Source organism: Colwellia sp. BRX9-1 (assembly GCF_014077195.1).
In the GTDB taxonomy this organism is placed as follows: Bacteria; Pseudomonadota; Gammaproteobacteria; order Enterobacterales; family Alteromonadaceae; genus Colwellia_A.
Map to the genome: position 1 here is coordinate 221,864 of NZ_JACGVM010000003.1, position 26,879 is coordinate 248,742.

Consider the following 26,879-nt stretch of genomic DNA (forward strand, 5'->3'; position numbering starts at 1 on the left):
GAAATTGTAGTTATTTTTCTAAAATGACTGCAATTTCATTTTTCTTTGTAAAAAATGAGATCTTTCTATGATTATTATACGCCCTATTCAAGCGAGCGATTATGACTCTTTACATCGTATTGCGATAGAATCAGGACACGGTTTTACATCACTACCTGTCAATGAAGGCTTATTAAAGCAACGTATCGCTCATTCTGAGTATTCTTTCGATAAAGATGTGTCGCACCCGTCTAGCGAAGGTTATCTGTTTGTAATGGAAGATACTGACACGGGTCAGGTTGTTGGTACAAGTGGTATTGAAGCCGCTGTAGGTTTAGAAGATGCTTTTTACCATTATCATTTAGGTAAAGTCGTCCATAATTCTCGTGAGTTAGGCATTTATAATACCGTAGAAACATTGTCACTGTGTAATGACTACACGGGTGCATCTGAAATTTGTACTTTGTTTTTGGGTGAGAGTCACCGAAAAAATAAAAATGGCCGTTTTTTGTCTCGTTGTCGCTTTTTGTTTATGGCTGAACATCACGAGCGCTTTGCAGACACAGTTATCGCTGAGATGCGTGGTATATCTGATGAAGAAGGACGATCTCCTTTTTGGAATTGGTTAGAAGAGCATTTCTTTTCGATGGACTTTCCAACAGCCGATTACTTAACCGGTATTGGTAAAAAAGTCTTTATCGCTGAGTTAATGCCAAAGCATCCTATCTATGTCAGTTTATTAAGCAAAGATGCACAAAAAGTGATTAACGAAGTTCATCCTAAGACATTACCTGCCTTGCGATTATTAGAAGCCGAAGGTTTTGCCCGCCGAGGATACGTTGACATCTTTGATGGTGGCCCCACGGTTGAAGCACAAACAGCCAAAGTAAAAACAATTCGAAATAGTGGCAAGTATCAAGTCATTATTGGTGAGACAGATGATAAAGCTAATTTTATTATTTGTAACACGAAAGTTGCAGGTTTTAGAGCTGTTCAAGCAAAGGTATCGCTAAGAGCAACTGCTGAACAGGTGTTGATGTCAGACGATATCGCTAAAGCACTGCATGTAAATGAAGGTGATTTTGTACGCTTAGTTCGCAATTAACGTAAACCTTGATTCTCTAAGCAATCATTTTATTTCACTGAGCAGCGCGCAGTGAAATAATAATTAGTTCATTAGGTGGGTTTTTATGTCACCTGGTAACGTCGTAAAGTATAAGGACAGAAAAATGTCAAAAGCAATACAATTAATTAATGGTCAGTGGCAAGCAGGTTTAGGTCACGATGTTAGCTCGTTAAACCCCGCAAGAAACACAGTTATTTGGCAGGGAAAGTCTGCTTCTAAAGAACAAGTTGATATTGCGGTAAAAAGTGCGAGAGCGGCGTTTGAGTCATGGGCAGACATGAGTCTTGAAGCTCGTATTGCTATTGCTGAAAACTTTGCTGTGCTTCTTGGTGAGAACAAAGAAAATCTGGCAATAACTATTGCAGAAGAAACAGGTAAGCCTCTTTGGGAAACCCGTACAGAAGTTGGCGCCATGATGGGTAAAATAGCGATTTCTGTCAAAGCAAACAATGAGCGAACGGGTACTGTTGAAAACCCAATGCCTGGCGCAAAAGCAATGATACGTCATAAGCCTCATGGTGTTGTTGCCATTTTCGGTCCTTACAACTTCCCTGGTCATTTACCTAACGGACATATTGTTCCTGCATTAATAGCGGGTAACACAGTTGTATTTAAACCAAGTGAATTAACACCAAAAGTTGCTGAAGAAACCTTAAAACTTTGGTTACAGGCGGGTTTACCAAACGGTGTCATAAATCTCGTACAAGGTGAAGTTGAAACAGGCAAAGCGCTTGCTTCACATCCACAAATCGATGGTTTGTTTTTTACCGGTAGTTCAAATACTGGCCATTTATTACATGAACAATTTGGCGGCCAACCGGGTAAGATTTTAGCTTTAGAAATGGGTGGAAATAACCCACTAATCGTTAAAGATATTAGCGATGTTAAAGCGGTAGTACATGATATTATTCAATCAGCCTTTGTTACTACAGGACAGCGTTGTACCTGTTCAAGACGCTTATTTATTGAAGCAGGCGAACAAGGTGATGCTATTATCGCTAAGCTTATTGAAGCGACAAAAGCGATTAAAATAGGTTATTTTGACGATGAAGAACAACCTTTTATCGGTTCAATGATTTCTGAAAAAGCAGCGTTAAGTCTTGTTGCTGCACAGCAACAGTTACTAGATTTAGGTGCACAATCATTAGTTGAAATGAAGCATTTAGAAGCAGGTACTGGTTTTATTTCTCCGGGTATTGTTGATGTAACATCGATTAAAGCTATGCCTGATGATGAGCATTTTGGTCCATTATTAAAAGTATACCGTTACACAGATTTCGACGCGGCGATCAATGAAGCAAACAACACTTCATTTGGTTTGTCTGCTGGCCTATTAAGTGACAGCGAAGATTTATACAACCACTTCTTCCGTAGAATACGTGCAGGTATTGTTAATTGGAATAAACCAATTACAGGCGCAAGTAGTGCGGCTCCATTTGGTGGTATTGGCGCAAGTGGTAACCATAGAGCAAGTGCATTCTATGCAGCTGATTACTGTGCTTACCCAGTAGCCTCTGTTGAAGCACCTAAAGTGTCATTACCAGCAACATTAAGCCCAGGCTTGAGTATTTAGGCACACTTACAGTAATGTACGCTAATAAGTTAATAATCAAAGCTGGGCTTCGTCCCAGCTTTTTTAAGAATATAGATCAAATCTAGCCATTCAGCCTGAATAGTTAGCAGTGACACGCATTCTCATAAATCCTTTTAAAATGAACGCCTCTCTTTAACTATTCATTAGTCACTAATTTTACCTACTCCTACTACGGATATTTACATGACAAATATTAATTCAATTCAACACCAGCAAGTTACTGACTTGTTTACTAACATTTGGCAAAACTATATTGAAGTTACGCCTTCTGCCGATAAAATTCATCATTTACTCAGCTCAGGAGGCGATTTAATCAACGATCATGTTGCTTATCGAACCTTTGATAGTGCGAAGGTAAATTTAGATAAATTAGCCACGATCTTAATAGCGCTAGGTTATAAATATTCTGGTGAATATGACTTTTCAAGCAAAAAACTTAATGCAAAACATTTTGAACACAGTGATGCGAGCTTGCCAAAAGTTTTTATCAGTGAATTACGCGTCAAAGAATTCTCAGTTAATGTTCAAAACATTATCGAAAAAATGGTTAGTGCTATAGACGATGAGAAGGTTGCACAGAGTAGTTTCTTGTATTCTGGTACACATTGGCAAGTAAGCAAAGCAGAGTACCAAACTTTGTTAGCAGAGAGTGAATATGCCGCTTGGGTGGCTGCTTGGGGATACCGTGCAAACCACTTTACTGTCAGTATCAATCACCTAGATAACTTTTCGACTATTGAAGAGGTAAATATCGCCGTTAAAGCAGGTGGGTTTTTATTAAACACGACCGGCGGTGAAATCAAAGGCGACTCAATCGTTAAACTTGAACAATCGTCAACCATGGCAGATAAAGCTATTGTGAAATTCTCAGATGGAGAAGCAGAAATCCCTAGCTGTTTTTATGAATTTGCTAAGCGATACCCATTAGATTCTGGCGAGCTATATGCTGGTTTTGTTGCGGCTTCTGCAGATAAGATATTTGAAAGTACCAACGTAGCAGCCTAATTGTTGTTCAACAACCCATCAATGGGCTAGGTTATAGCGAGCAGAAATAAAGCCCTGCTCGCTAAATTTTTACAACAATAACATTACTTTGCATAGTCCTCCCTTTTACTCCATGACATTAGTCACATTACCGATTACAAATATCAAACACCTTTCATTGGTGCTCAGCCTTTCTATTTTGGCACTGAAATCGGATCCTTTGGTTCGAATAAGAACTTATCCTTTTCCTATATTATGATTAGTTTTTCCTGAACTAGTATTTAAAGCATCGCTGACGACTGAAAGGGATTAACCCTTACTATTTATTCTCTGCTATTTATAGGTAAGCGTTTCATTTAACGCCCTCTAATTTTTAATGTCTGGCATTTACCCTTATATAAATACAGCAAACGTTAAAGTTCAGTGAACAATAAATATCGCTTGTTAAATATTAACCATAAAAAAACCCGCTAAGTAGCGGGTTTTTTAACAACTAAATTATTGTTTAAACAATTTTTAGAAGCGGATTGAAGCGCTTAAACGAACATAACGTGGAGTCTGCCAGTTCTGTGCTAAGCCGTAAGTTGGGCTAACAAAGTAGTTACCTGAACCGTCTTCATTGAAATCAGTTCTAGATTCATCATCATAAATCTCGTCGAATTCAGATGCTGTATCATTGTTAAATACGTTGAAAACATCTGCACGAAGATTTAAGTCAAAGTCTTCAAATTCAATGTCGTAACTAGCCGTTAAATCAAGGTTCCAAAGAGAATCTGTTGTACCTTCTGAACCACGTTTAGCTAATTGACCGCCTTTGTAGAAAGACTCTGAACCATATGCCTGAGCAAATATATCAGTTGGGTGAATACCAAATGCACTTCTTGGCTTACCTGCTTGCCATGAGAAGTTTGCACCAATATTCAAGTCATCAGTAACTTGGTAAGAACCAAATACTTTAACTGAATGACGACGGTCATTTGGTAAGTTACCATCACCACCATCTAATAAACCAGGTTGGTCAAAGTTAGTTGTTAAACCAGCGTCATCTTGACCGTTGTCTGAACGAACTAAACCTTCGTTGTTACCCCAGCTATGTGACCAAGTGTAAGTACCAGTTAACATCCATTTGCCATCCCACTCTTTGTTAACAGTTACGTCAACAGCAGCATATTTACGGATAGCTTCAGGGTAGTTTAAGTCAGATGCAGGAATAGTGTATTCTTGATTAGCTAAAGGACCAGCATCACCATCAGGGTCAGTCGTTACAGTAATGTCTGTACCTGGGTTAGTTAGTACATAGTAATGGAAACCTGTACATTCAGTACAAGCTGAACCGAATTCACGATTAACATATTCATTAAAACCAAAATCGATTGCAACATCTTCAATAGTTGTTGCTAGTTCACGGTAAGTACCTTGAACTGCCATGCTCCATTCGTCATTTAACTGGAACTGGTAACCGGCAATGAATTCATCTGAATACATAGGGTCGATGCTTGAATCAACGATTGCGCCTGCTTCTGGAACATCACCGTTTGAGAATACATCTTGAGGACGACCAGTGTAAGTACCACCAGTTAGGTTAGGAACTTCTAACCCATCGCTGCTCATTCCGTCGTAGTTGTAGTAATCTTGAACATAAGTTTCAGCACCGGCTAAACGAATGTTAGTGTTAGCAGCGATTGGAAGATAGTAACGACCGTAGCTTGCCCATATTTTAGACTCGCCATCGCCCATAACATCGTATACAGCGCCTAAACGTAATGCCCATTGGTTTTCAAGTTTAATGAAAGATTCACCAATACCATTCTTGTTTTCAAATGAATCGTTACGAATACCAGCATTAATAACTAGATCGTCTGTAGCTTGCCATTGATCTTGAATGTAGTATGCAAAGTTTTCTGATTCAAAAGAACCACCGCTGCTGTATGTACGGTGACGTACATAATCAATCGTAGTATCATCTTCACCGATTACGTATAAGTAGTAAGCGCCACCAGAGTTAATTGTTTGTTGGTTTGCCGTTAGTGATTCTTTATCAACACCAAAACGTATTTCATGATCACCTAAGTACCAATCAGCATCGATACGAACAACTTGACGCTGATCATCACCTTCACCAATGCTAAAGTTAGCAAAGTTACCACCAGGAACAAACGCTCCTGTTCTAGTGAAGTTACGGTAAATAGCTGGGTTAGCATCTAAAACACTACCAGCTGTACGGTCTGTTTCATTGATACCGTATTGAACTGATACTGAAAAATCGTCAGTAATAATAGACGTTAATTTAGCTGTGTAGTTCAAACCACCATTGTCTTCAAAACTTTCTTTTGGTTCAGCACCAGTAGAACCAATATAATCAGTTCTCAATGTAGTTGTAGTACTTTGATCAGAGAAAGCTGAGATTTCAAGGATATTGTTTTCAGTAATATACCAATCTACTTTTGCACCCCAGAAAGAATCATCATCTTTTTGTGAGTATAAACTTTGTGCAATACCATCTGGAGTAGAAGCTTGTCCACCGTTGTATTCAAATTCATCGCTACGCGGGCTGTATAGTGCGTAATAGAAAAGAGTATCTTCGATGATAGCGCCACTTGCCCATAAGTTAACTTCGTAGAAGTCATTCTCATCGCCAGTGTTATCAATACGTAAAGTACCGTCATCACGTTTTTGTGATTGCTTATCTTCTCTTAAAGCATCTGGTTCGTAGTAAACATTTACGCCAGCTTTAAATTCGTTTGAACCACTTTTAGTTTTTGCGTTAATTACGCCACCAGTAGCACGACCAAATTCAGCCGAGTAACCACCAGTTTTAACTTCAAATGTATCATACATTTCAAATGGTGGTTGACTAGAACCAACACCTGTACGGAAGTTAGTAATGTTAAGACCATTCACATAGTAAGCATTTTCAGCTACAGATGCACCACCAATAGATGGGTTGTTACCAAAAGCAGAATCACCTTTAGTTGTACCCGGTGCTAATAAAGCAACACCAGTGAAATCACGTGCAACAGGTACTCTATCAAGAGTTAAAGTATCAACAACGATACCTGTGCTTGAACTTGTGATATCAACCATAGCAATAGCTGAACCAGTAACTTCAATACGCTCAATATCATCAGCAGCTAGAGTCATGTTAAGGCTAACTTTACCGCCCATACCAACTTTAACATCTTTTTGAGCTGTGATTTGGAAGCCATCTTTCATTGCTGTAATGTCATACATTCCAGGAGGAAGAAGCGGGAAGCGGAAAGAACCTTCGCTATCAGAAACAACAGAGCGGGTTAAACCAGTTTCTTTGTTTACAATTTTAATTGTAACTGAACCAAGAACTTGACCACTTTGGCTAATAGAACTACCAGTAATATAACCTGTTGTGTTATTTGCCATTGCAGGCATTGCTGCACTCAATGACATCGCTACTGCTACAGCAGTAATTGATTGTTTAAAGCTACGCTTTAAATTAGAATTTTTCATATTAGTGTTTCTCTCTGGACTTATAGTTTAAATATTTATTGTTTTAAATTCTTTGAATATTTCAACAAATTGTTACATTAGGTAACAATATCCATTAATTCTGCCTGAATATAGAAATATTACAACCCCTATTACAAAAATGTTTTTGAACTTTTTTATTAGTACCTAACCAACTGTTTACCAATGAAATAATCAACCTATTAACCAAACCATATCCAAATATGTATCGATTTATAGACGCTACAAACAAAAAAAAAGCCTTTTTGTAACTTTTTTGTAAAAATATTTTATACAAAATATCCGTATTAATTGAAATATTCCAAATATCAGTAATCAAATTAAGCTATAAATCACTTGAGGGAGCAACAATGAGTTCTACTTTATATAATACAATTCAATTTAACTGCAGCTATGTAGCTGAGCGATTTAAAAAACATAACGATTCGCCTCGCCCAGAAATAATGCCAATGTTTGATTCATTCCCATATTTATATGACCCATTAAAAGATTAAGGGGTAATTTTCGTTAATGTTTAGGTAAAGTGTTGAGTAGAAAAATAATGATCAGTTTAGATGAGCAAGCAGCCAAGGTTCTACGCGACGACAGTTAACGCATGAAATAAACCTAGTTAATAACTGAGGTATCTAGATATATAAAAAAAAATGCCAGCAAGATGCTGGCATTTTTATTAAGTTATCATTTAATTAGAAAGAAAGACGCGCACCTAAGTATAGTCTTCTAGGTTGAACCCATTCAATAGCTTCACCAAAGGCATAAATACCGTCACCCGCTTTAAGATCTTGTTCACGTACACCTGCTTGATCATCCAAGACATTAAACATATCTACAAAAAATTCTGCTTTGTATTCATCAAAATCATAAACATATTTAACACGAAGATCTAAAGTACCATAGGAAGCACTAGTGTTAGCTGCGACCACACCATCTTGAACCCAACGTGAAGAAATACCGCCAAAATCATAAGCATTATCTTCACGTAACGGGAAGTGACGACTACCGCGAGCGTAGTTAGTACTATAAAGTGTCCCCGAGTTCCAGTTGTAAACAGCACCAACTTCAATGCCATTGTCAAAATAATAACTACCTGCCAGTTTCGCTAAGTATTTAATATTACCCGGTTGATCACCCCACATATTAGGTGCGGCTGGATCTAACTCTAATACATCACCTTGGTAATCAGCGTTGCCATCTGAGTTTGAATTACCTTGCGCATCGTTATAAGTAAAGGACGCAAGCATTGACCAATTGTCTGTACGGCGTTTACGGAAAGTTGCCTCAAGGCCTTGATATTCACGTTTTGCACCAGACAGTGTGCCGATAACAAAGTTTGATTCAGGAGCTTCTGAATATCCAAAGTATGAATAAGGTAAGTAAAAGGGTGAATTTACTAATGCTTCATTATTTGGATCTGAGAAAGTTCCTAGGTCATAATCTTCCATGATATCTTTGGTTACACGCTTAGTGTAAGTAAGATCAATACTCATATCGTCAGATAAGGCTTGCGTATAACCAATTAATAACTCGTCCGTGTAGGGCGTTTTAATACTGGGAGCGAAAAAGGCATCTTGACCACCCTTTTGACCACCACGTGTACGGAATGTTAGCCAGCGGTCACCAGCAAAAACTTGCTCTTCACGAACAGGGCCCGTCAGATTACCCGCAAAACTTGTCATGTCGGTACGAATCGGATCATAGTAGCGACCAACAAAAGCAAAGACTTTACTTTCCCCATCGTTATTAATGTCCCATGCAGCACTTAAGCGAGGAGCAATTTCCCAGTCGAACGTTTGAATCGTATCGCCTGCAGATGAAATATGCTCATATTTTTCCGAACGTATGCCAATATTCACCGAAATACCATCATCATTGCTCCATTCATCTTGAATGAAGAATACTTGACCTTCAATTGACATTTCAACCGGAGCTGTTTGGGTCATATTAATGCGATAAACATTATTTAAACCATTTGGATTACCCGTAGAACTATTAAAAGTCATCTCATCTAATTCTGCACGACTAATTGCACCATCATTATCAGAATCTAACAGGCCTAAATAGTATGCGCTATCAGTTGCTACCATCGCATCTAGAATGCCATCTACGTCACTGTCTGAATCAGAAATATCGGTAGTTCCTGTCCAGCTATCGCTAACATAGCTACCAAAAGTTGCACCTGAATTTTGACCTGGAATTGATGTGTATTGCGCGCCGTCACCAGTATATTCTAGGCTGGTTTTAAAGGTACTTTTAGTTTGTGAGTAACCGGTTTTAATAACATGAGAGCCAAAATCACTCGTATCTAAATAATATTCGGCAGTAATTTTCATTTCAGTGCCATCACGACTGGTAATAGAGTCAGAACCGAGTCCACCGAGTGAAAGATCACGACCCGTAGGGTTACCCCCTAAATAAGCCACATCATTTCTTGAAGATTGGTCTGCGGCTAAACTAGACAGTTCTCCTTCATGTGAAGCATATTCTGCAGTAACAATTAAATCATCCCATGTATGAGAGTATTCAAAATGCAGATTATCACCACCTTGTTTTCGAGCTCTATCTCGATTATTAAAGAGTGACGCATCAGCTGAACCACTTATTTCTGTTGGATCGTTAAAGTACGAAACAACAAAACGATCATTTTGAGTTGCTTGCCAAGTTAATTTAGCAAAACCTAAATCAGCTTCATTAGTAATCGTGCGTTGAAGTGCACCCGTTTCTGGATCAGCAACATCTTCTTCAAGGTCTTTGACTTGATAAGAAGTAAAGAACCATAATTCATCTTTGATGATTGGACCACCAAGCGTAAAAGCCGTATCAAAGGTTGAAAAGCTATTTGCATCTTCATTTTTGTTATCAGCAACTAAGCCATCATTTTGCAGGTAGTAGTTAACAGAACCATGAAATTCATTACTACCTGACTTAGTAATAACGCGAGAGACTAAACCTGCACCACCGGCAAACTCAGCAGGAATACCACCCGTCAGTATTTGTTGTTCTTGAATAATTTCGGAGTTAAAGTTTGCACCAAATGTACCTGTGTTATTATCGGTAACATTAATATTATCAATATAATAAACGTTATCTGTAGATACCCCTACACTGCCACCACTATCACTATAGTTAACACCTGATTTAGAGGAAGGGTTTCCACCTGTAGAAGGTTTAGTACCTGGTGCTAATTGTAAGTATGCTTGATAATTACGCGCAGTAGGCAAAGATTCAAGCATTTCTAAAGTTAAATCAATACCTGATGTCGTTGAGCTAGTATCAATGGTTGCAACAGAGCCTCTCACTGAAATCACTTCGATATTATCCCCAATACCAGATAAGATGTAATTTACATCAAAGCTTTTACCTGACACTACACGCACTTTATCACGTGAAAAAGGTTCAAAACCATTACCTGTTATTTCAACTTCATATTTAGTTGATGGGTCTAAACCTGATAATCTTAAGTAACCATTTTTATCAGTTACGCCTTTGCGGCTAACTAAACTTTCAGAAGTGCTTACATTTACAACGGCACCCGCTACAGGTTTACCCTCTGCATCAGTTACTTGGAATTTTAGACCACCGGTATCTGCAAATGCTGTACTCATACCTAGAACAGTCGTTACAGCGATAGCTGCAATTGAGCGTTTAAAGTTTCGCTTTAAATTAGAATTTTTCATTATTAGTATTTCTCCCTGAACTTATAATTTTAATTATTTAAAATCATGAGGTTAACTTTTAAACAAATCGTTCGTTTAATTAACAACCCCTTGATACTGCCTGAATATGGAGATATTACAAGCCTTTAGGTCAAAGTTATTTTGAACTTTTACAGACGAAGCTAACCACCTGATATTTATATAAATGTCTATTTATTCGTACAGTAATGTTTGCAACAATATATCTTTTTCAATAAAAAAAAAGACTAATTAATAGACATATTTCAATCTAAATTTTTTTTATAAATAACGAAAAAATAGCAGTGACCAACCTTGATCAAACGCCTACATAAGAGGTATGGTATATTTTTTTATAAAGGTTACATTTTTAATGGTTACAGATACTGAAGGTTACATCCATATTATTGAATACTTGACTGAGCATTTCAGTTTATTTGAAAACTCCTCCTCAGTAAGTGCTGATTCAGATACCGTTATGAGCGTTATTGAACAAGAATTAAGTGAACAAATCATCAGTATTTGCAGCCAGAACGAAGCGTTGTCTTTTAATCAGCGCAATACTATTATTCGAGAAGTTGATGCTATTGTTTATGATTTAGAAGAGATTCTCTCTGGCGTTATTAACAACAAAGTCACTAACGAGCAAAAAACATTCATTAAAGAATTTGCCTTACTGATTAAGAATTTATTTGATAGCGAAATTCACAGTCAGTTTTTATCTTAAGGCGTTGAACGAATTATTTCGAGCAATAATATTTACCCACAAAAAACCTGATCACGACCCAAGTCTTTCGCTTGATATAATGCTCGGTCAGCGCGGGTAAAGAAATCATCAAAGTTATCATCTGCAAATCTTATACAAGTAACACCGATACTAACAGTTACTTTAATTTCGCCCTGCCACTCACCTTTTATAATTAGATTACTTTGATTAAGTCGAATACGCTCTGCGACAACCTTTGCTGACTGCAATGTAGTTTCAGGGAGCAATATTGAAAATTCTTCACCGCCAATACGGGCTAAAATATCTTCTTGTCGAAGACAAGGAAGTAAACATTGAGCCACTGACATTAGCACCTTATCCCCTATCGGATGGCCATAGCTATCATTGATATCTTTAAAGTGGTCAATATCAATAGCAATCAAGGATAGAATGCGAAGGTGCCTTTTAGCACGATGAAACTCTCGTTCAGCATGATCAATAAAATAGCGGCGGTTATACAGCTTAGTTAATGAATCGGTATTTGCTTGTTTTCTAAATTCTTCTTTTAACGCATACAATTCACTGACGTCGGTAGAAAATCCAATTAACGTTGGAAGTTCACCTTGGTGTTGATAAGGAATTTTTGTACTAATATAGTAACGTACATTACCTTGTTCATCTGCTGAGGTTTCTTCTATGGTTTGTTTTTCGCCCGTATCAAAAACTTTTTGATCAGATTGGTTAAAATGCTCAGCAACATCAAGTGGTAAAACCTCAGTGTCTTTCTTACCAATAATATTTTCTGCTGACGTACCAAATAATTCAGCAACTTTACTGTTTACATATTTAAATGTTCGCTCATTATCTTTCATGTAAATATAAGCATCAACATTATCAAGTACCGTATGAAGTAATTTTTTCTGTGCTTTAATTATTTTTTGGAGCTTTTTTTCTGCTGTTATATCTGTTGATACACCACAAATACCGATGACATTGTTAGCATCATCGAACAAGGGTTTTTTAACCGTTTTATATATCCGGGTTTCTTGTAGGGATTTGATGAAGTTTGTTTCTTCATTTTCTACAGTTATAGCCTCTTTAATAACCTTTCGATCATTTTCTTTTAGTTGCTGAGATAACGCTAAATCAAAGAAATGACTATCATCAAAGCCAATGATATCTGTTGAGTTAATATTAAATAAATCCAGTACAGCCTGGTTTACATAGGTATAGCAACCATGAATATCTTTAGTGAATATACAAGTGCCAACGTTATTTAACACTTCCGTTAACATCTTAACGTCTACGGATAAATTATCCTTTGACGTTGAAGTAACGGGTAATGGTTTCTTTTTACTCACTAATAAACCTTAACTGTTGATGATATTACAGAAAGTTTAATTGTAGTTGAAAATTAATAATAGGCATTATGCTTGCGACATAATCGTTATTTAGCCAATATTTATTCAGTGGGTAAGCTTGCATAGTGCAGAGACAGGAGACAGGAGACAGGAGACAGGAGACAGGATTAAGCGCTAAAGTTATCTTGATATAACCCAAGAGAAAATGACTTTCTATTGGGTTATTAAATCATCAGTGTTAATAAGCTATGACTTTAAATTAGTAAGCGCCGGCCGCATAGGTTAATTCATAGCTGTGGCTGTATATTTCTAATATATTACCAAAAGGGTCTTCCATGTAAATCATACGATAGGGCTTTTCACCGGGATAGTAGTAACGCGGCTCTGCCATACGTTTTTTACCACCTGCTTCGACAATTTTTTCCACCAGTTCTTCAAGATTAGGATCTTGCACACAAAAATGAAACACGCCTGTTTTCCAGTATTCAAAGTTGTCTTCTGGATTTTCTTGATTAGCAAATTCGAATAGCTCAACGCCGATGCGGTCGCCTGTCGACATGTGGGCTATTTTAAATTTACCCCAATTAGCACCAAATACGTCGGTACACATAGCGCCAATGGGGCTATCATCTTCAATGATTTCTGTTGGTTTCATTATTTCATACCAACCTAAAACGCCAGTATAAAATTCAACAGCAGCCTCTAAATTAGGGACTGAAATACCGATATGGGAAAAAGTTCTTGGATATGCTTTACTCATTTTTATTACCTCGTTAAATTTGATAGACAAAGTATAGTGAACTTTATAAAGTATATAAAATTATCATTTGTAATATAAATGAGTACATTTTGTTATGATAAATCTTATTTGGTTAAAAACATTTTGCACGCTTGCTGACGTTGGACATTTTACCCAAACAGCGGAAATTCTTTTTATGACGCAATCAGGCGTAAGCCAGCATATAAAAAAACTTGAAGCGCAGTTGGACATTTTATTATTAACGCGGGAGGGTAAGTCTTTCTCATTGACCGATGCGGGTATTAAATTACGCCAACAAGGACAAGATTTATTAGACACATCTGCTGATATCGAAGCTTCAATTAAACAAGATGATGCTTTTATCGGTGTCATTAAAATAAGTACACCTGGCAGTGTCGGCTTAAAACTATACCCAAAGATGCTTGATATGCAGCAACGCTATCCGGCGCTTATTATCGATTACACCTTTGCACCCAATAAAAATATAGAGCAAAATTTAATTGAGCGAAAAATTGACCTGGGGATACTCACTGAGTTAAATAGGAGCCCACAGTTAGCCTACAAAAAAATAGCCATTGAGCCTTTGGTTTTAGTGACGTCAAGTGATATCACAAGTATCAACTGGCAGGTGCTTACTTCTATAGGTTTTATCAGCCACCCTGACTCAGAACATCATGCACAACAATTATTGAGTAAAAATTACCTTGAATTTGAACATACAAGTCAATTTAAGCACAAAGGATTTTCTAATCAAATAAGTTTGATTTTATTGCCCGTTAGCCAAGGATTAGGTTTTACCGTATTACCCCTACATGCGGTAAACGCTTTCCCTGAGCAAAGCCTGATAAAAGTACACACATTGGAGATACCGGTCAGTGAAACCTTATATCTTTGCCAAAACAAACATTCGTTTGACACTCAAAGGAGTCAATTAATTAAAAAATCGATTCGTAAATTTATTTTATAACATTGACTATAAAAACTCACTTAGCCTATGAATTTTTTAGCGATAAGCAAACACTCAAATCGGCTCATAGTGACTTAATTGTAAATTTATTTCCAGCCGACCCGCCATTGATCACTGACTTTTAGATCCCGCCAATCTATGGTGTATTCATTATGAGTCATCACCGCTTCGATAACACAGGCAATTACTTTTTGTTCTTCGTCAAACTCCACCTTAGTGATAATAAAGTGTTTTTCTTTATTGGTAATATCAACTTTAGTCCACTTACTATTGATGAGGGCTTTGGGATTAATTTTATTCATCTTTACCTTAGTGTATAAGTTATTGTTTCAAAAAAGACAGTGTAAATATCGATAATGAAAATTGCCCAGGGACTTTTTTAGTCATTAAAAATCCGACTTCTTTAATATCTTCTGAGTTAAGTAAAGGCGCATTTGGTATAGCCCTTCCACGAAAAGTTGCTTTAAAGTCTGCAAGCTCGAAGATATGATTTTCACGCTTATTAGCGACGGTTTTAAAGTCATGTTTATAAGCTAACCGGTAGCCATTTACATAAATAATTAGCCTTAATTGATAGGCTTGCCCGTCACCTTCGGTGTTAATAACAAGTTTCTTATAAGATTGTGGAAGATTATCGACAGCACGAAAAACCGAACTAAAGCCGCCATTATTGTCTAGAGAGATGCTACCGCTAAAAATACCATGATCTTGAGCAAATATCATTTCCCCGTTTGATAAGCCGCCCATAACGCCATCATTGGTTATCCGCCAGCGTCCGTTTTCTTGCTTTGAAAAATCAATCATATAAGCCTTCTTATTGCCACTTGAATTATCATTGGCCTGGTTATTAATATTGTTACCACTGGCATAAGCACTGAAAAACAAACATAAAATTAAAATAAATCGCATCAATAAATTCCACTTAAGTATTCTATATCGCCTTTTAAATACGCAAAATAAACTTGTTAAGATCAAAATCACTAAAAATGAGCTAAAATTAATACTCTAACGTATGTAGTGTTAGATTTAATTTAAAATAATAACCAACGAGTAAAAATATATGCGCATTTTTTTATTGATATTGTTTATCAGCCTTGCCTCAGGTTGTAGCACAAAATATACAAATCAATCAGTCACAGGTAAAGCTTTTCCAGCGGTTACCGGACAAACATTAGAAGAAAACACAGTCAATATTCCAGCCGATTTCAACAAAGAATTTACTTTATTATTAGTAGGCTACAAACAGAATTCACAGTTCGATATCGATAGATGGTTAATCGGTTTAGATATGACTGAAACTAAAGTCGATGTCTATGAGCTCCCGACTATTCAGGGATTGTTCCCAAAAATGTTTAGTACTTTTATCGACAATGGTATGCGTGCTGGTATTCCAAAACCTCTTTGGAAAGGGGTGATTACAATTTATGAAGACGGTGATAAAGTTCAAGCTTTCACTGGAAATGAAAGCCCTAATAACGCGCGAGTATTACTGTTAGATAAAAATGGCATCATTGTTTATTTTTATGATGACGGTTTTTCAGTTGCAGCGCTTAATGAGTTGAGAGATAAGTTAACGCCATCGAGCTAGTGTAACTTTGTTGAGACTTGTGCAAGAGACAGCAATTAACCGTTACTGTTTTTTGCCAATTTTAGCTATTTACCCAAGGTTTATTCTTATCTATTTATATACCCATACTTCTTTATTTCCTTCAACGTTGTCGTCAAAATATTTTGAAGCACGACATATTAACTCACTACTTCACCCTTGATTTTTACCGCACCAAAACGGGGCGCTTAATCACATCAGTGCAATTCCCTCGGTTACTCATCATTTCAAAAAAACACTAACCTCAAATAAAAACCTTTTATTACAATAAATTAGTAGCAAAGCACTGTTTACTAATGATCTGGCATAAGACTTGAAGCTCTGATAATAATGAATAATTATCTACAGTGAAAATTATGCTCTCTGCTTTTATTGAACAACACAAACTACCTGATGAATTCAGCGACACCGTTAGACTGCATTATCAACCACTTGCTGAGCGAATATTGGGGCAATTCAAAAAACACAACACACCGTACTTTGTCGGTATCAATGGCTGCCAAGGTAGTGGAAAGTCAACATTAACAGACTTTCTCGCTGAATATTTAACAACTCAATACCCTCTTAATGTGGTGGTGATGTCTTTAGATGATTTTTACCTAACAGGTAAAAAACGTCAGCAGCTTGCAGAAAATATTCACCCATTATTAGCAACAAGAGGTGTGCCAGGCACCCATGATATCGCGACTCTTGAGCACGTACTTTTGCAATTAAAAGCTAAAAAAACGGGATTTTCTATCCCTAGATTCAATAAGGCTACCGATGAACCCTATCCAAAAGAGCATTGGACTGTGGTTGATAAACCAATAGATATTATTTTATTAGAAGGATGGTGTTGGGGGGTAAAGCCTCAAACTGAAGAACAACTAAGGTCAGCTATTAATGAACTTGAATTGCAGTATGACGCTAAAGGTGAATGGCGAAATTACGTTAATCAACAACTGAGCGAGGCTTATGTTCCCTTGTACAAAAACATGGATTTTTGGTTAGCACTGCAAGCACCATCATTTGACTGTGTTTATAAATGGCGATTAGAGCAAGAACAAAAATTACAAGCTAGAAACATCAACTTAGCTAATTCAAAGGTAATGTCTCCTGAAGAAATATTAAACTTCACCCAATATTTTCAGAGACTTAGCGTACAGAGCTGCACGACTATCGCACAATCTGCTGACGCAATATTTTACTTAGATTATGCTCGCCAAATCAAAGATGTGCCTCTAAAGGAAGTACGATGAGCTCATTAAGAACACTTGTTTTTAGTGACTTAGATGGAACCTTACTCGATCACTTCACTTATCAATCAAGGCCCGCAGATAAAACACTTGCGCAATTAAAATGTGCAAATATTCCGGTTATTTTAAATACCAGTAAAACCCTAGCTGAATTAGCCATTATTCATCGTGAACTCAAACTAGATACCCCCTTTATTATTGAAAATGGTGCCGCTATTTATATACCTATAGCTACTTTTTCAGCACAACCTGCTGACACTGAAATTGTTGGAGACTATTGGGTAAAATCTTTCTGTTTACCTAGGCAGCATTGGTTAACTTTATTAGCTGAAAAAACTGATGAATTTAAAAAGTATTATCAAGGTTTTTCTACTATGTCTGCTGCTGACCTTACCGAAATAACAGGGCTGTCGTTAACAGAAGCTAAGCGCGCTCAACAAAGACAATATGGTGAACCCATTCAATGGTTCGGTGATGAGGTCAGCAAAAATAGCTTTATAGAGCATCTTATTGATCTAGGAGCCAATGTTGTTCAAGGTGGTCGGTTCATTCATGTCGGTGGCTACTGCGATAAAGGCCAAGCCCTAATTTGGCTAACAGAGCAATATCGAGAAAACTTTAATAACCCTGCAATTCTGACCATCGCCTTGGGTGATGGTGAAAATGATAGCCCAATGCTAGAAGCCGCAGATATCGCGGTACAAATTCGTTCACCCGTTCATAACTTCCCCAAACTCTATCGCCAATTTAAAACGACTCGTACTCAAGATTATGGTCCTGAGGGTTGGGCTCAAGCACTACAAACTTTGCTAGCAAAGCAACTACTTTCATCTTCTACTATTATATAAGAGGTAAACCATGGCTGATTTTTATCAAAACGGTACAGTAACCACGCTACATAACTTAGCACAGCGTGAACCAGCAGATATGGCAGCTGAAATACTAGCCTTCTCTAAAAAGCGTTCTTTAGGGCTTATTTTACCTTCATTATTTTCTGAATTAGAAGGCAAAGCCTTGCCCGACATTATTAATAAAATTAAAGGTGTCGAATATTTATCAGAAATAGTTATTGGTCTTGACCGTGCCGATCTTGAACAATATAAACACGCCTTAACTTTCTTTGGTCAACTGCCACAACATCACCGAGTATTATGGAATGACGGTCCAAGATTACAAGCGATAGATGCAAAATTACATGCCCTAGGGTTAGCCCCCAAAGAGTTGGGTAAAGGCCGTAATGTTTGGTATTGCATGGGCTATATTTTAGCTTCGGGTAAAGCGGAGTCAATTGCCCTACATGATTGTGATATTTTGACCTACGAACGTGAACTACTAGATAGACTACTTTATCCTGTTGCTAACCCTATGTTTAATTACGAGTTCGCTAAAGGTTTTTATGCACGAGTTGCCGGTGGAAAAATAAATGGCCGTGTGTCCCGTCTATTAGTAACACCGCTAATTAAAGCGTTGAAAAAAACAGTCGGTCATTGTGACTATTTAGAATACATGGACAGTTTTTTATATCCTTTAGCCGGTGAATTTTCTTTCCGTCGAGATGTATTAAACGATATTCGTATTCCTAGTGATTGGGGTCTTGAAATTGGTGTGCTCTCAGAAATGTATCGCAACTATTCGCCTAACCGTTTATGCCAAGTTGATATTGCCGCGACCTACGATCATAAGCATCAAGATTTATCTTTGGATAATACTGATGGTGGTTTATCAAAAATGTCTATTGATATCAGTAAAGCTTTTATTCGTAAACTTGCTACCCAAGGTGAAACGTTCACGGCAGAAAAATTCAGAACATTAAAAGCGACTTACTATCGTATTGCGTTGGATTATGTCGAAACTTATCGAAATGATGCCATGATGAATGGCCTTAAACTTGATATTCATAATGAAGAAAAAGCAGTTGAGATGTTCGCACAGAATATATTAACCGCGGGCAATACCTTCTTAGATCAACCCATGGATACGCCGTTTATTCCTTCTTGGAATAGAGTAGTTAGCGCCATACCTGATATTTTATCGCAACTAAAAGAAGCGGTAGAGTTAGATAACGAAGAATTCAGACAAGCATTATAAAAAAAGGTGCCACATGCCAACGCAAGATAATCAGTTAACACCTAAATTGCAGGGTAATTTAAAAGAAAAGTTAGTTCAGCAGCTTTCGACTATCTATCACGATGTCCCGCTTGAAAAGCCAGTAAGTGATATTGCCCAATCTCTGCTTGATATTATGGGGTTATCTAAAGAAACAATGGCGGCGAAGCCTTTCTCAAACCATTGGTCAGAAGAAGATATTATCTTGATCACCTATGGCGATAGTATCGTTAAGGCTGATGAAGCACCACTCAAAACGTTGAAGACTTTTTTAGACACTAACGTTAGCAATACGATTAACAGCGTGCATATCTTACCTTTTTTTCCTTATAGTTCTGATGATGGTTTTTCAGTTATCGATTATTCATCGGTAAATGAGTCGTTAGGTACTTGGCAAGATATTGGCCAGATAAGTGAACATTATCGTTTAATGTCTGATCTCGTCATCAATCATTGTTCAAGCAGAAGTGCCTGGTTTGACAATTTCATTAAAGGTGAAGGACAAGGCAGCGATTATTTTTTTACGGCTCTTGCTGATGATGACTTGTCAGCCGTTGTGAGACCAAGGACATCGCCCCTCTTAAAGGAAATTGAAACTGGCAAAGGCAAACAATTTGTTTGGTGCACATTCAGTCATGACCAAGTTGATTTTGACTTTCGTAATCCTGAAGTTTTAAAAGCTTTCGCTTCTATTATTAAACAATACCTTGATATGGGTGTAAAAATATTTCGTCTAGATGCCATCGCGTTTTTATGGAAAGTAGTAGGAACACCCAGTATTAACTTACCGCAAACTCACGAAGTGGTCAGGTTATTAAGGACGCTTATTGAGTCAGCTAAACAAGATGCTGTTATTATCACTGAAACCAATATCCCCAATACGCAGAACCTCACTTATTTTGGTAATGCCAATGAAGCCCATGGGATATATAACTTTTCATTACCGCCGTTGTTATTAAATACCTTGCTAACGGGTAACTGTTTATACCTTAAACGCTGGCTAATGAGTATGCCTCCTGCGCAAGATGGCACTATGTATTTTAACTTTATTGCATCACATGACGGTATTGGTTTACGCCCGGCAGAAGGATTATTAGATGAAGCTGAGCTGGATAACTTAGTACAGGCAGTAGAAAATTTCGGTGGAAAAATATCTTGGCGCACTACAGATACCGGCCAACAAAAAGCCTATGAAATGAACATATCACTTTATGATGCGATGCAAGGCACAGTGCGAGGTAAAGATCAGTGGAATTTTGAGCGTTTTATTTGTGCACATGCCATTATGTTTGCCCTCGAAGGCATACCAGGTATCTACATTCACAGCATGCTAGGCACACAAAATGATTATCAAAAATTAGCAAATACCCATCATAACCGTGCAATTAACAGGCGTCGCTGGCATGTAGAAGCTTTAGAAGAAGCGCTTAATGACAGTAACTTACACCATGCAAAAGTGCTTTCATCATTAAAATCTTTATTGGCGTTAAGAATTAAACAACCCGCCTTTCATCCTAACGCAACGCAATTTACCCTGCATTTAGGTTTGCAATTGTTTGGCTTTTGGCGACAAAGTAAAGACCGAAAACAAAGCATGTTTTGTGTGAGTAATATTTCTGATCAACCGGTAGTATTACCCTTGAGTGAGCTGAACTTAATTATTACCGAATCATGGTTTGAACTTATTACCGCAGTAAAAATAACAGAGTTAAACCAAGAGCTTACTTTGTCACCTTATCAAACAGTATGGATATCAAATATATAAAGTGAAAAGTTAAAAATAAACGCTATACTAAAAATAATTTTGGTATTAACTGCAGATTAGCTTTGGAATAGCAGGGGGGATTATCAATGCATGATTATTTTGCACCTCATGGTGAATTCAAATTACACGTGAGCAATAATATAATTATCGCGCGCTTAACGGGTTCCTGGAATAAAGAGTGTGCGGAAAATTTTTCACAAGCATTTATAGCGCAAGTGAAATTGTTAAAAATACAAAAATGGGCGCATTTAGTCTTCTTAGATGACTGGCAAATAAGTGTTCCTGAAATTGTCCCTGTTGTTGATGAGTTAGCCGCTTTTTGTATTTTAAATGGTTTAGAAAAATCAGCGCAAGTCGCCAATGAATCAATGATGAAAAAAATGTACCTCGATAAAATGGCAATTGAAACACGCAGTAACTTTGAGAGGCGAATATTTTCTGATCAAGATAAAGCGATTAGCTGGCTCAATGAATATGGTTTTACTACAAAAAAAGGATTAAAAGCTTACGAATTAGTATAGCTTGATGGTGCTGCTAGAAGTTTTTCGTAAACACTAAAAGCAACTGTAAACTGCTTTTGTCTTCAACTAGAGGACTGTCAGTAATACTTTTATCAAACCAAGTGTATTCGAGATTTAAGCGGGTATATCCGCCAAAAAAAATAGGGGTCGCGATTGAAAATCCAAGATTTTTATTAACGCCACTGTGACCAAGGTAAGCCCCCCTATTTTGATTCACTTCATCTTTAGAAACACCATAATAGTAATCAACATGATGTTTATCTAAGAAACTGAGTGAAATTGAGGGTTCGAAAAATATTGGCCCATACCTAAAAACATGACCAATCGTTGATTTTATCTCAAAACCATTTGAGCGATTTAGTGCATCAAACATCGAAGAAAAGCCGATTTTCCAATCATTTTGTTGATAATCAACACCAAAGCCGACATCAAATGAACTTTTTCTTTTTCTCATCCCTTCGAAAATAGCACTATCAGATTCATCAAACCCTTGGAATCTTGGGGATAATTTTGCGGAGAGAGTTAATCGATTCGAATTTATTAACTTATAATTAATAAATGGTCCAAATACCGATAAGTTTTCTCCTTGATATCCCAATAAAGGTAAAGGCATTACTCGGGTGTTATATCCCTTATATATCTCTTTATTAACACTGATACCTACGCCGTATAAAAAACCTTCGGTTTTTTTTCGCTCAACAGATACGACTGTCCCCTGCTCTGAAAAGACGTAAAAAGCTGGAAAAACTAAAATTAATATTAAGGCTTTATAAATGCTTTGTATCATTGGGTGATTCTCACTGGATTTTTATCATACCGAGTATACGTTTAAAAGTGCAATGAGGTTTAAACCTCCGATGAAATTAACCGAGTAACAGCTTGTTATACATTTATCATAACTCTATTTATTCAGTGTTAATTTAATAATACGGTTATTAAAAATAATATTAATTATAACAAAGAGTAAAGTGCAGCCTTGTCTTTATTGTTAGCTAGGTACAATAATTAAAATATCTCAGCGAGGTGATCGACCTTGGCCTAAACTACGTATAGTTAAGCATCAATTATATTATCGGGTAAACCTAAAATGAAACACTTGAGCCATAACGAATTGTTAAAGATGGATGCACGCTACCGGGCTCAACTGATCAATAGTTTATCCGGATTTAAAAGTGCTAACCTCATTGGTACACGCAACAAGCAAAACCATAACAATTTAGCGATATTTAGCTCTGTTGTCCATTTAGGCTCTTCGCCTGCTCTAGTTGGTTTTATTACTCGCCCAGACATCGTCGAACGCCATACTTTAGAAAACATTCTGCAGACTAAACAATTCACCATAAATCAAGTTAATGAAAGTTTTTGGCAAGCGGCACATCAAACATCAGCACGCTATAATGCCGACCAATCAGAATTTGAGCAAACCGGTTTAACGCCTTATAACGTTGATGGTATCAATGCCCCTTTTGTTAAAGAAAGTCACTTAAAGTACGCCTTGAAACTACGTGAGATAGTGCCAATCGAACTTAATGGTACTCAATTAGTAATAGGTGAAATCACTGATATTATTTGTGATGAAGTTGCTATTAAAGCTGATGGCTATATTGATATCGAATCATTGGGTACGGTTGCTATTTCAGGACTAGATAGCTACCACACCAGTCAACGCTTATCACGATTGAGTTATGCTAAGCCAGAAGTTCAGCCTAGAGAAATTTCACTTGATGGCCAGGCACTTGACGGTAATTCATTTGAAATCTAAATAAGCTTCACCGGATTCTAGGGACAAAAATGAAAAGTTGGCAGTTACTTGGCTATCTTGGTCTACTACCTTTTGCAGGTTTTTTATATTTAAGTGTTGTGCTAAAAGACTCTTCTGTGTGGGCACAACAAGCTTTTATAGCCTATAGCGCTATTATAGTCAGTTTCATTGCTGGCACATTGTGGCGTAAAGCCGAAGACAATACTCGGTTAACACAGCAAATTATTAGTAATTTATTAAGCTTAATCGCTTTTACCGCTTTACTGATGCCCGGTGATTTGGCCTTAATAGTATTATCATTCAGCTTTATGTTTTTATTTTTATATGAAAAAAAATTAGCGATAACAGAGCAAATAAACGATGTTGATGTGGCTTACATGAGAATGCGTTTTTGGCTAACTTTTATTGTTCTCTCACTGCATACCAGTGCTTATTATCTGTGGTTCATTTATTTAGCCACCCAGTAACTTTTAGGAAAATTAATGCTAACTATATTTTATGATGGCAATTGTCCAATGTGCGCAACTGAAATGATCCACCTAAAAAGGCATGATCAAGACAACATCATATTTTTGGTCGATATACACCAAGAAAATTTTTCAAGTCTTTACCCTGCAATTGATTTTTCAGCCGCTATGAAAATATTACACGCGACTTATAATGGTAAAATTCTACTCGGTTTAGAAGTCACGCATAGGGCTTGGACACTTGTTGGTAAGGGTTTTTGGGTAGCTCCTCTTAATTGGCCAGTATTTAAAACACTAAGCCACTGGGTTTACTTAGGAATGGCTAAATACCGTCATCAAATTTCAGCACTTCTCGCCAAAGTTTTTGGCATAAAAACAGCAAACTGTAATTCAGGAACTTGTTATGATAAATCAACTAACACTGATCATTGGCGCAAATAGCGACATTGGCAAAGCAATTGCCACCCAAGTAGCTTCTTTGGCTGATACTGGCCTTATTCTTATTAGTCGACAAGCCATTGACGAGAAAGACACTGTTGAGGAGCAAAACAGCCTTAAAACTAAAAAAATTATCGTTAAAGATTACCAACCGCAATCAATAGACAATGCTATAGCAGAATTAGTTGCGCATAGTGAGTTACCCATAAGCCAAGTCTTTGTCTGTAACGGCATACTGCATAGTGATAAATTTCAACCAGAAAAACGTCTAGAAGACTTCGATGCACAAGCATTTGAGCAAGTTATTAGCGCAAATACATTAACCCCAATGTTATGGGTTCAGAAGTTGACACCAATACTGACAAGGAAGTCACCCTGTAAATTTATTGTTTTTAGTGCCCGGGTCGGCAGTATAAATGATAACAAATTAGGCGGGTGGTATAGCTATAGGGCATCGAAAGCAGCATTAAATATGATGCTTAAAACTGCATCTATTGAGTTTGCAAGAAGAGCAAAGAATATAAAGCTAATTTCTTTTCATCCCGGTACTACAGATACGCCGTTGTCTAAACCTTTTCAAAAGAATGTCCCTGCAGATAAACTTTTTACCAGTGAATTTGTTGCCAAACAATTGCTAACTATTGTTGCTGATACTCCTATTGATCATACCTTGAGTTATCTTGATTGGCAGGGCAAGTCTATTAATTGGTAGCTGACAGTAATGGCCGTTAAAAGTTAGTTATTCCAGGTTACTTTTTGATTTAACTATTGAAGTTAAAAACAATAAAAAAAACTGCAATGAGATTTGCAGTTTTTATTGGGATTATTTATTAAAGGTGATTATTTTTTAGTAAAACCGTCAGCTATTTTATGAAAAGATTCAAGCGTCACTTTATTATCATATTCAATCGAAAATCTGCCATGGAATAACAAGGTTATTGTTAAGTCTTTATAACCTAACCAACATGTATATCCATCAAAGTCATGCCAAGCTTTAATACCAGAATACTGATAAACACCATCGAGTTTAGTACCCTCTTTGGTGATATGGTCATAGATTTCTAAAAAATCTCTTAGCGTTAATTGTCTATCCTTCATCAGTTAAAACTTAATCATTTGGCTGCATCGACCATTGCTACTGCTGGTGCCACACATTTCATCATAAGCTGTTTGATACTCTAGTGCAGCGTTAAATATATTATTATCTCGAAGATAATTTTTAGCTTCAACTAAAGATCCCATCACAGCAACATCTCTAGATTGGGTTAGACCAATAAAGTTATTGAGAGAATCAACCGCGCCAACCAAATAATGAGTCGATTCAGCGACACCAATAATAGTAGGTATAGTTGCTTGATTACTGTTAGTTAATGTATTCATCATAATAATTCTCCAACTTGAGTATAGCTATCATTACGGTGATACGAAGATTAAAGATCAACTTCAGTAAAATTCATAGTTGAATTTTACTAACCTATCACCTTAAAATATCTCGTTTGTCAAAAGATGCTCCTCTCTATTATCCTTTAGCTAGTATTCAGCTACAGCCATTAAGGAACATCTATGAAGAGTAAAACTGTCTGGTATCTCCATCTCCATGTAATGGATGAGTGGAGATGTGTATCCTCTGGTAACCTTGCTCATATCAAAAAAGCCCAGAGTATGTATATACAAAATGGCGTAACCACACTGCTAAGGGTTGCACATAGTAAATTGATTAGTTCAAACAGTTAAATTAACAGATAACGCTTTTAAGCGAATAGCTAGGTTTATGATCAATATTGCCATAGCGGCTAAAGCTGGATTAGAATTGACTGCTGATCTTTCTTGGTCATTTTACTGACCACTAGTAAATAAGAATTATCCATCATTCTCTCTAGCTCGCCCTGAGGAATTGAGCCATCTAAGATAATAGTATTCCAATTAGATTTATTCATATGATAGCCGGGAATGATGCCTGGAAAAATATCACGTAATATCTCTGCCTCATCTGGGTCACATTTTAGGTTCATCCAAAAGTGGCCTTTAGCGTCTTCTGCAACCTTGGCACTTTTAGCGTTTGAACCATGAGAAATCGTTGCAAACAGTTTGTTTTTGACCTTGAAAACGCTAACGTCATCGCCAAATGGATAATAAAGTGAGCTTGCTGGTTTAGCTAATAAATAGTGCTCAGCCATTTGTTGGTTCATAGATTTCATTGACGTTTATCTCTATACATTAAAGGCTTAAATTTACGGTCTAATGAATTTAAGCATAGCAGTAAAGAGTGACTTTGGGTTAATGAGCAAGATGAGCAGAAGTTTCAGCCTAAAAAAATACCGATAAACAAT

The 26,879-nt window shown here is 37.0% G+C and carries 26 protein-coding genes; 16 read left to right on the plus strand and 10 right to left on the minus strand.

Going from position 1 to position 26,879, the window contains the following annotated elements:
* Window positions 1-67 precede the first annotated feature (67 nt).
* From astA to H4J76_RS05370, 3 genes are all read left to right on the plus strand, one after another.
* A complete protein-coding gene (gene astA / locus H4J76_RS05360; protein WP_182213797.1) occupies window positions 68-1,084 on the plus strand; it encodes an arginine N-succinyltransferase in 1,017 nt (338 codons plus the stop codon).
* A gap of 124 nt (window positions 1,085-1,208) precedes the next feature.
* Window positions 1,209-2,678, plus strand: coding sequence for a succinylglutamate-semialdehyde dehydrogenase (astD, locus tag H4J76_RS05365; protein ID WP_182230221.1), 1,470 nt, complete (start codon window positions 1,209-1,211; stop codon window positions 2,676-2,678).
* A gap of 204 nt (window positions 2,679-2,882) precedes the next feature.
* The gene (locus H4J76_RS05370) at window positions 2,883-3,704 is read left to right on the plus strand and encodes a DUF1338 domain-containing protein (RefSeq protein WP_182230222.1); all 822 of its coding nucleotides are present in this window, start codon (window positions 2,883-2,885) and stop codon (window positions 3,702-3,704) included.
* Window positions 3,705-4,199: 495 nt separating this feature from the next.
* On the opposite strand, the gene H4J76_RS05375 is transcribed toward H4J76_RS05370, so the two are convergent.
* Window positions 4,200-7,166: a TonB-dependent receptor gene (locus H4J76_RS05375; RefSeq protein WP_182213801.1), complete on the minus strand. Its 2,967-nt coding sequence runs from the start codon at window positions 7,164-7,166 to the stop codon at window positions 4,200-4,202.
* A gap of 368 nt (window positions 7,167-7,534) precedes the next feature.
* Between H4J76_RS05375 and H4J76_RS05380 the strand changes: the two genes are divergently transcribed.
* Window positions 7,535-7,678 carry a hypothetical protein gene (locus tag H4J76_RS05380; RefSeq protein ID WP_182230223.1) on the plus strand — a complete coding sequence of 48 codons (144 nt, stop codon included), beginning with the start codon at window positions 7,535-7,537 and terminating at the stop codon, window positions 7,676-7,678.
* Between the two features lie 192 nt (window positions 7,679-7,870).
* Here H4J76_RS05380 and H4J76_RS05385 read toward each other — a convergent pair whose 3' ends face one another.
* Entirely contained in the window at window positions 7,871-10,858 is a 2,988-nt protein-coding gene (locus tag H4J76_RS05385) for a TonB-dependent receptor (protein WP_182213804.1), read from the minus strand.
* Between the two features lie 370 nt (window positions 10,859-11,228).
* Here H4J76_RS05385 and H4J76_RS05390 point away from each other — a divergent pair, with 370 nt between their 5' ends.
* On the plus strand, window positions 11,229-11,582 hold the full coding sequence (locus H4J76_RS05390; RefSeq protein WP_182213806.1) for a DUF3802 family protein: 354 nt from the start codon (window positions 11,229-11,231) through the stop codon (window positions 11,580-11,582).
* A gap of 32 nt (window positions 11,583-11,614) precedes the next feature.
* On the opposite strand, the gene H4J76_RS05395 is transcribed toward H4J76_RS05390, so the two are convergent.
* The gene (locus tag H4J76_RS05395; RefSeq protein ID WP_310734070.1) at window positions 11,615-12,922 is read right to left on the minus strand and encodes a GGDEF domain-containing protein; all 1,308 of its coding nucleotides are present in this window, start codon (window positions 12,920-12,922) and stop codon (window positions 11,615-11,617) included.
* Window positions 12,923-13,181: 259 nt separating this feature from the next.
* Window positions 13,182-13,682 (minus strand): lactoylglutathione lyase family protein, encoded by a 501-nt coding sequence (locus tag H4J76_RS05400; RefSeq protein ID WP_070375692.1) that lies wholly within the window; start codon window positions 13,680-13,682, stop codon window positions 13,182-13,184.
* Between the two features lie 94 nt (window positions 13,683-13,776).
* On the opposite strand from H4J76_RS05400, the gene H4J76_RS05405 reads away from it, so the two are divergent.
* On the plus strand, window positions 13,777-14,649 hold the full coding sequence (locus H4J76_RS05405) for a LysR family transcriptional regulator (RefSeq protein ID WP_182213807.1): 873 nt from the start codon (window positions 13,777-13,779) through the stop codon (window positions 14,647-14,649).
* Window positions 14,650-14,735: 86 nt separating this feature from the next.
* On the opposite strand, the gene H4J76_RS05410 is transcribed toward H4J76_RS05405, so the two are convergent.
* Window positions 14,736-14,951: a TIGR02450 family Trp-rich protein gene (locus H4J76_RS05410; RefSeq protein ID WP_182213809.1), complete on the minus strand. Its 216-nt coding sequence runs from the start codon at window positions 14,949-14,951 to the stop codon at window positions 14,736-14,738.
* Window positions 14,952-14,970: 19 nt separating this feature from the next.
* Window positions 14,971-15,558, minus strand: a complete 588-nt coding sequence (locus H4J76_RS05415; protein WP_259364801.1) for a CIA30 family protein — start codon at window positions 15,556-15,558, stop codon at window positions 14,971-14,973.
* Window positions 15,559-15,709: 151 nt separating this feature from the next.
* On the opposite strand from H4J76_RS05415, the gene H4J76_RS05420 reads away from it, so the two are divergent.
* The 6 genes from H4J76_RS05420 (at window position 15,710) to H4J76_RS05445 (ending at window position 21,882) form a co-directional block, all read left to right on the plus strand.
* Complete coding sequence (locus H4J76_RS05420; RefSeq protein ID WP_182213811.1) at window positions 15,710-16,237, plus strand: hypothetical protein; 528 nt, start codon at window positions 15,710-15,712, stop codon at window positions 16,235-16,237.
* Between the two features lie 374 nt (window positions 16,238-16,611).
* Window positions 16,612-17,493 (plus strand): kinase, encoded by an 882-nt coding sequence (locus H4J76_RS05425; RefSeq protein ID WP_182213813.1) that lies wholly within the window; start codon window positions 16,612-16,614, stop codon window positions 17,491-17,493.
* Entirely contained in the window at window positions 17,490-18,338 is an 849-nt protein-coding gene (locus H4J76_RS05430; RefSeq protein WP_182213815.1) for a mannosyl-3-phosphoglycerate phosphatase, read from the plus strand. The genes H4J76_RS05425 and H4J76_RS05430 overlap by 4 nt, the downstream gene beginning before the upstream one ends.
* 10 nt (window positions 18,339-18,348) lie before the next feature.
* Window positions 18,349-19,578 (plus strand): glycosyl transferase, encoded by a 1,230-nt coding sequence (locus H4J76_RS05435; protein WP_182213817.1) that lies wholly within the window; start codon window positions 18,349-18,351, stop codon window positions 19,576-19,578.
* Between the two features lie 13 nt (window positions 19,579-19,591).
* Window positions 19,592-21,361: an alpha-amylase family glycosyl hydrolase gene (locus H4J76_RS05440; RefSeq protein ID WP_182230224.1), complete on the plus strand. Its 1,770-nt coding sequence runs from the start codon at window positions 19,592-19,594 to the stop codon at window positions 21,359-21,361.
* An 86-nt stretch (window positions 21,362-21,447) separates the two neighbouring features.
* Window positions 21,448-21,882: a hypothetical protein gene (locus H4J76_RS05445; RefSeq protein WP_182230225.1), complete on the plus strand. Its 435-nt coding sequence runs from the start codon at window positions 21,448-21,450 to the stop codon at window positions 21,880-21,882.
* A gap of 13 nt (window positions 21,883-21,895) precedes the next feature.
* On the opposite strand, the gene H4J76_RS05450 is transcribed toward H4J76_RS05445, so the two are convergent.
* Window positions 21,896-22,669, minus strand: a complete 774-nt coding sequence (locus tag H4J76_RS05450) for a MipA/OmpV family protein (RefSeq protein ID WP_182230226.1) — start codon at window positions 22,667-22,669, stop codon at window positions 21,896-21,898.
* A 300-nt stretch (window positions 22,670-22,969) separates the two neighbouring features.
* Between H4J76_RS05450 and H4J76_RS05455 the strand changes: the two genes are divergently transcribed.
* From H4J76_RS05455 to H4J76_RS05470, 4 genes are read left to right on the plus strand one after another with little or no spacing between them, the layout of a single operon-like run.
* The gene (locus H4J76_RS05455) at window positions 22,970-23,644 is read left to right on the plus strand and encodes a flavin reductase family protein (RefSeq protein ID WP_182230227.1); all 675 of its coding nucleotides are present in this window, start codon (window positions 22,970-22,972) and stop codon (window positions 23,642-23,644) included.
* A 29-nt stretch (window positions 23,645-23,673) separates the two neighbouring features.
* Entirely contained in the window at window positions 23,674-24,111 is a 438-nt protein-coding gene (locus tag H4J76_RS05460; protein ID WP_182230228.1) for a DUF3429 domain-containing protein, read from the plus strand.
* Window positions 24,112-24,126: 15 nt separating this feature from the next.
* Entirely contained in the window at window positions 24,127-24,552 is a 426-nt protein-coding gene (locus H4J76_RS05465) for a thiol-disulfide oxidoreductase DCC family protein (RefSeq protein WP_182230229.1), read from the plus strand.
* On the plus strand, window positions 24,515-25,261 hold the full coding sequence (locus H4J76_RS05470) for an SDR family NAD(P)-dependent oxidoreductase (RefSeq protein ID WP_182230230.1): 747 nt from the start codon (window positions 24,515-24,517) through the stop codon (window positions 25,259-25,261). Before H4J76_RS05465 ends, H4J76_RS05470 begins: the two co-directional genes overlap by 38 nt.
* A gap of 128 nt (window positions 25,262-25,389) precedes the next feature.
* Here the strand turns inward: H4J76_RS05470 and H4J76_RS05475 are convergent, their stop codons facing one another.
* The 3 genes from H4J76_RS05475 to H4J76_RS05485 form a co-directional block, all read right to left on the minus strand.
* Window positions 25,390-25,647, minus strand: coding sequence for a DUF3081 family protein (locus H4J76_RS05475; protein ID WP_182213831.1), 258 nt, complete (start codon window positions 25,645-25,647; stop codon window positions 25,390-25,392).
* Between the two features lie 3 nt (window positions 25,648-25,650).
* Window positions 25,651-25,932, minus strand: coding sequence for a DUF6482 family protein (locus tag H4J76_RS05480; protein ID WP_259364960.1), 282 nt, complete (start codon window positions 25,930-25,932; stop codon window positions 25,651-25,653).
* A 410-nt stretch (window positions 25,933-26,342) separates the two neighbouring features.
* Window positions 26,343-26,738, minus strand: a complete 396-nt coding sequence (locus tag H4J76_RS05485; RefSeq protein WP_182213896.1) for an MmcQ/YjbR family DNA-binding protein — start codon at window positions 26,736-26,738, stop codon at window positions 26,343-26,345.
* Window positions 26,739-26,879 lie beyond the last annotated feature (141 nt).

Bases quoted from the DNA above. Each gene is read 5' to 3' on its own strand.
- H4J76_RS05430 (WP_182213815.1), top strand. From the start codon at position 17,490: ATGAGCTCATTAAGAACACTTGTTTTTAGTGACTTAGATGGAACCTTA.
- H4J76_RS05445 (WP_182230225.1), top strand. From the start codon at position 21,448: ATGCATGATTATTTTGCACCTCATGGTGAATTCAAATTACACGTGAGC.
- H4J76_RS05470 (WP_182230230.1), top strand. From the start codon at position 24,515: ATGATAAATCAACTAACACTGATCATTGGCGCAAATAGCGACATTGGC.
- H4J76_RS05400 (WP_070375692.1), bottom strand. From the start codon at position 13,682: ATGAGTAAAGCATATCCAAGAACTTTTTCCCATATCGGTATTTCAGTC.
- H4J76_RS05460 (WP_182230228.1), top strand. From the start codon at position 23,674: ATGAAAAGTTGGCAGTTACTTGGCTATCTTGGTCTACTACCTTTTGCA.
- H4J76_RS05380 (WP_182230223.1), top strand. From the start codon at position 7,535: ATGAGTTCTACTTTATATAATACAATTCAATTTAACTGCAGCTATGTA.
- H4J76_RS05465 (WP_182230229.1), top strand. From the start codon at position 24,127: ATGCTAACTATATTTTATGATGGCAATTGTCCAATGTGCGCAACTGAA.
- H4J76_RS05455 (WP_182230227.1), top strand. From the start codon at position 22,970: ATGAAACACTTGAGCCATAACGAATTGTTAAAGATGGATGCACGCTAC.
- H4J76_RS05435 (WP_182213817.1), top strand. From the start codon at position 18,349: ATGGCTGATTTTTATCAAAACGGTACAGTAACCACGCTACATAACTTA.
- astA (WP_182213797.1), top strand. From the start codon at position 68: ATGATTATTATACGCCCTATTCAAGCGAGCGATTATGACTCTTTACAT.
- H4J76_RS05370 (WP_182230222.1), top strand. From the start codon at position 2,883: ATGACAAATATTAATTCAATTCAACACCAGCAAGTTACTGACTTGTTT.
- astD (WP_182230221.1), top strand. From the start codon at position 1,209: ATGTCAAAAGCAATACAATTAATTAATGGTCAGTGGCAAGCAGGTTTA.
- H4J76_RS05385 (WP_182213804.1), bottom strand. From the start codon at position 10,858: ATGAAAAATTCTAATTTAAAGCGAAACTTTAAACGCTCAATTGCAGCT.
- H4J76_RS05415 (WP_259364801.1), bottom strand. From the start codon at position 15,558: ATGCGATTTATTTTAATTTTATGTTTGTTTTTCAGTGCTTATGCCAGT.
- H4J76_RS05475 (WP_182213831.1), bottom strand. From the start codon at position 25,647: ATGAAGGATAGACAATTAACGCTAAGAGATTTTTTAGAAATCTATGAC.
- H4J76_RS05405 (WP_182213807.1), top strand. From the start codon at position 13,777: ATGATAAATCTTATTTGGTTAAAAACATTTTGCACGCTTGCTGACGTT.
- H4J76_RS05410 (WP_182213809.1), bottom strand. From the start codon at position 14,951: ATGAATAAAATTAATCCCAAAGCCCTCATCAATAGTAAGTGGACTAAA.
- H4J76_RS05450 (WP_182230226.1), bottom strand. From the start codon at position 22,669: ATGATACAAAGCATTTATAAAGCCTTAATATTAATTTTAGTTTTTCCA.
- H4J76_RS05485 (WP_182213896.1), bottom strand. From the start codon at position 26,738: ATGAACCAACAAATGGCTGAGCACTATTTATTAGCTAAACCAGCAAGC.
- H4J76_RS05420 (WP_182213811.1), top strand. From the start codon at position 15,710: ATGCGCATTTTTTTATTGATATTGTTTATCAGCCTTGCCTCAGGTTGT.
- H4J76_RS05425 (WP_182213813.1), top strand. From the start codon at position 16,612: ATGCTCTCTGCTTTTATTGAACAACACAAACTACCTGATGAATTCAGC.
- H4J76_RS05480 (WP_259364960.1), bottom strand. From the start codon at position 25,932: ATGATGAATACATTAACTAACAGTAATCAAGCAACTATACCTACTATT.
- H4J76_RS05390 (WP_182213806.1), top strand. From the start codon at position 11,229: ATGGTTACAGATACTGAAGGTTACATCCATATTATTGAATACTTGACT.
- H4J76_RS05440 (WP_182230224.1), top strand. From the start codon at position 19,592: ATGCCAACGCAAGATAATCAGTTAACACCTAAATTGCAGGGTAATTTA.
- H4J76_RS05375 (WP_182213801.1), bottom strand. From the start codon at position 7,166: ATGAAAAATTCTAATTTAAAGCGTAGCTTTAAACAATCAATTACTGCT.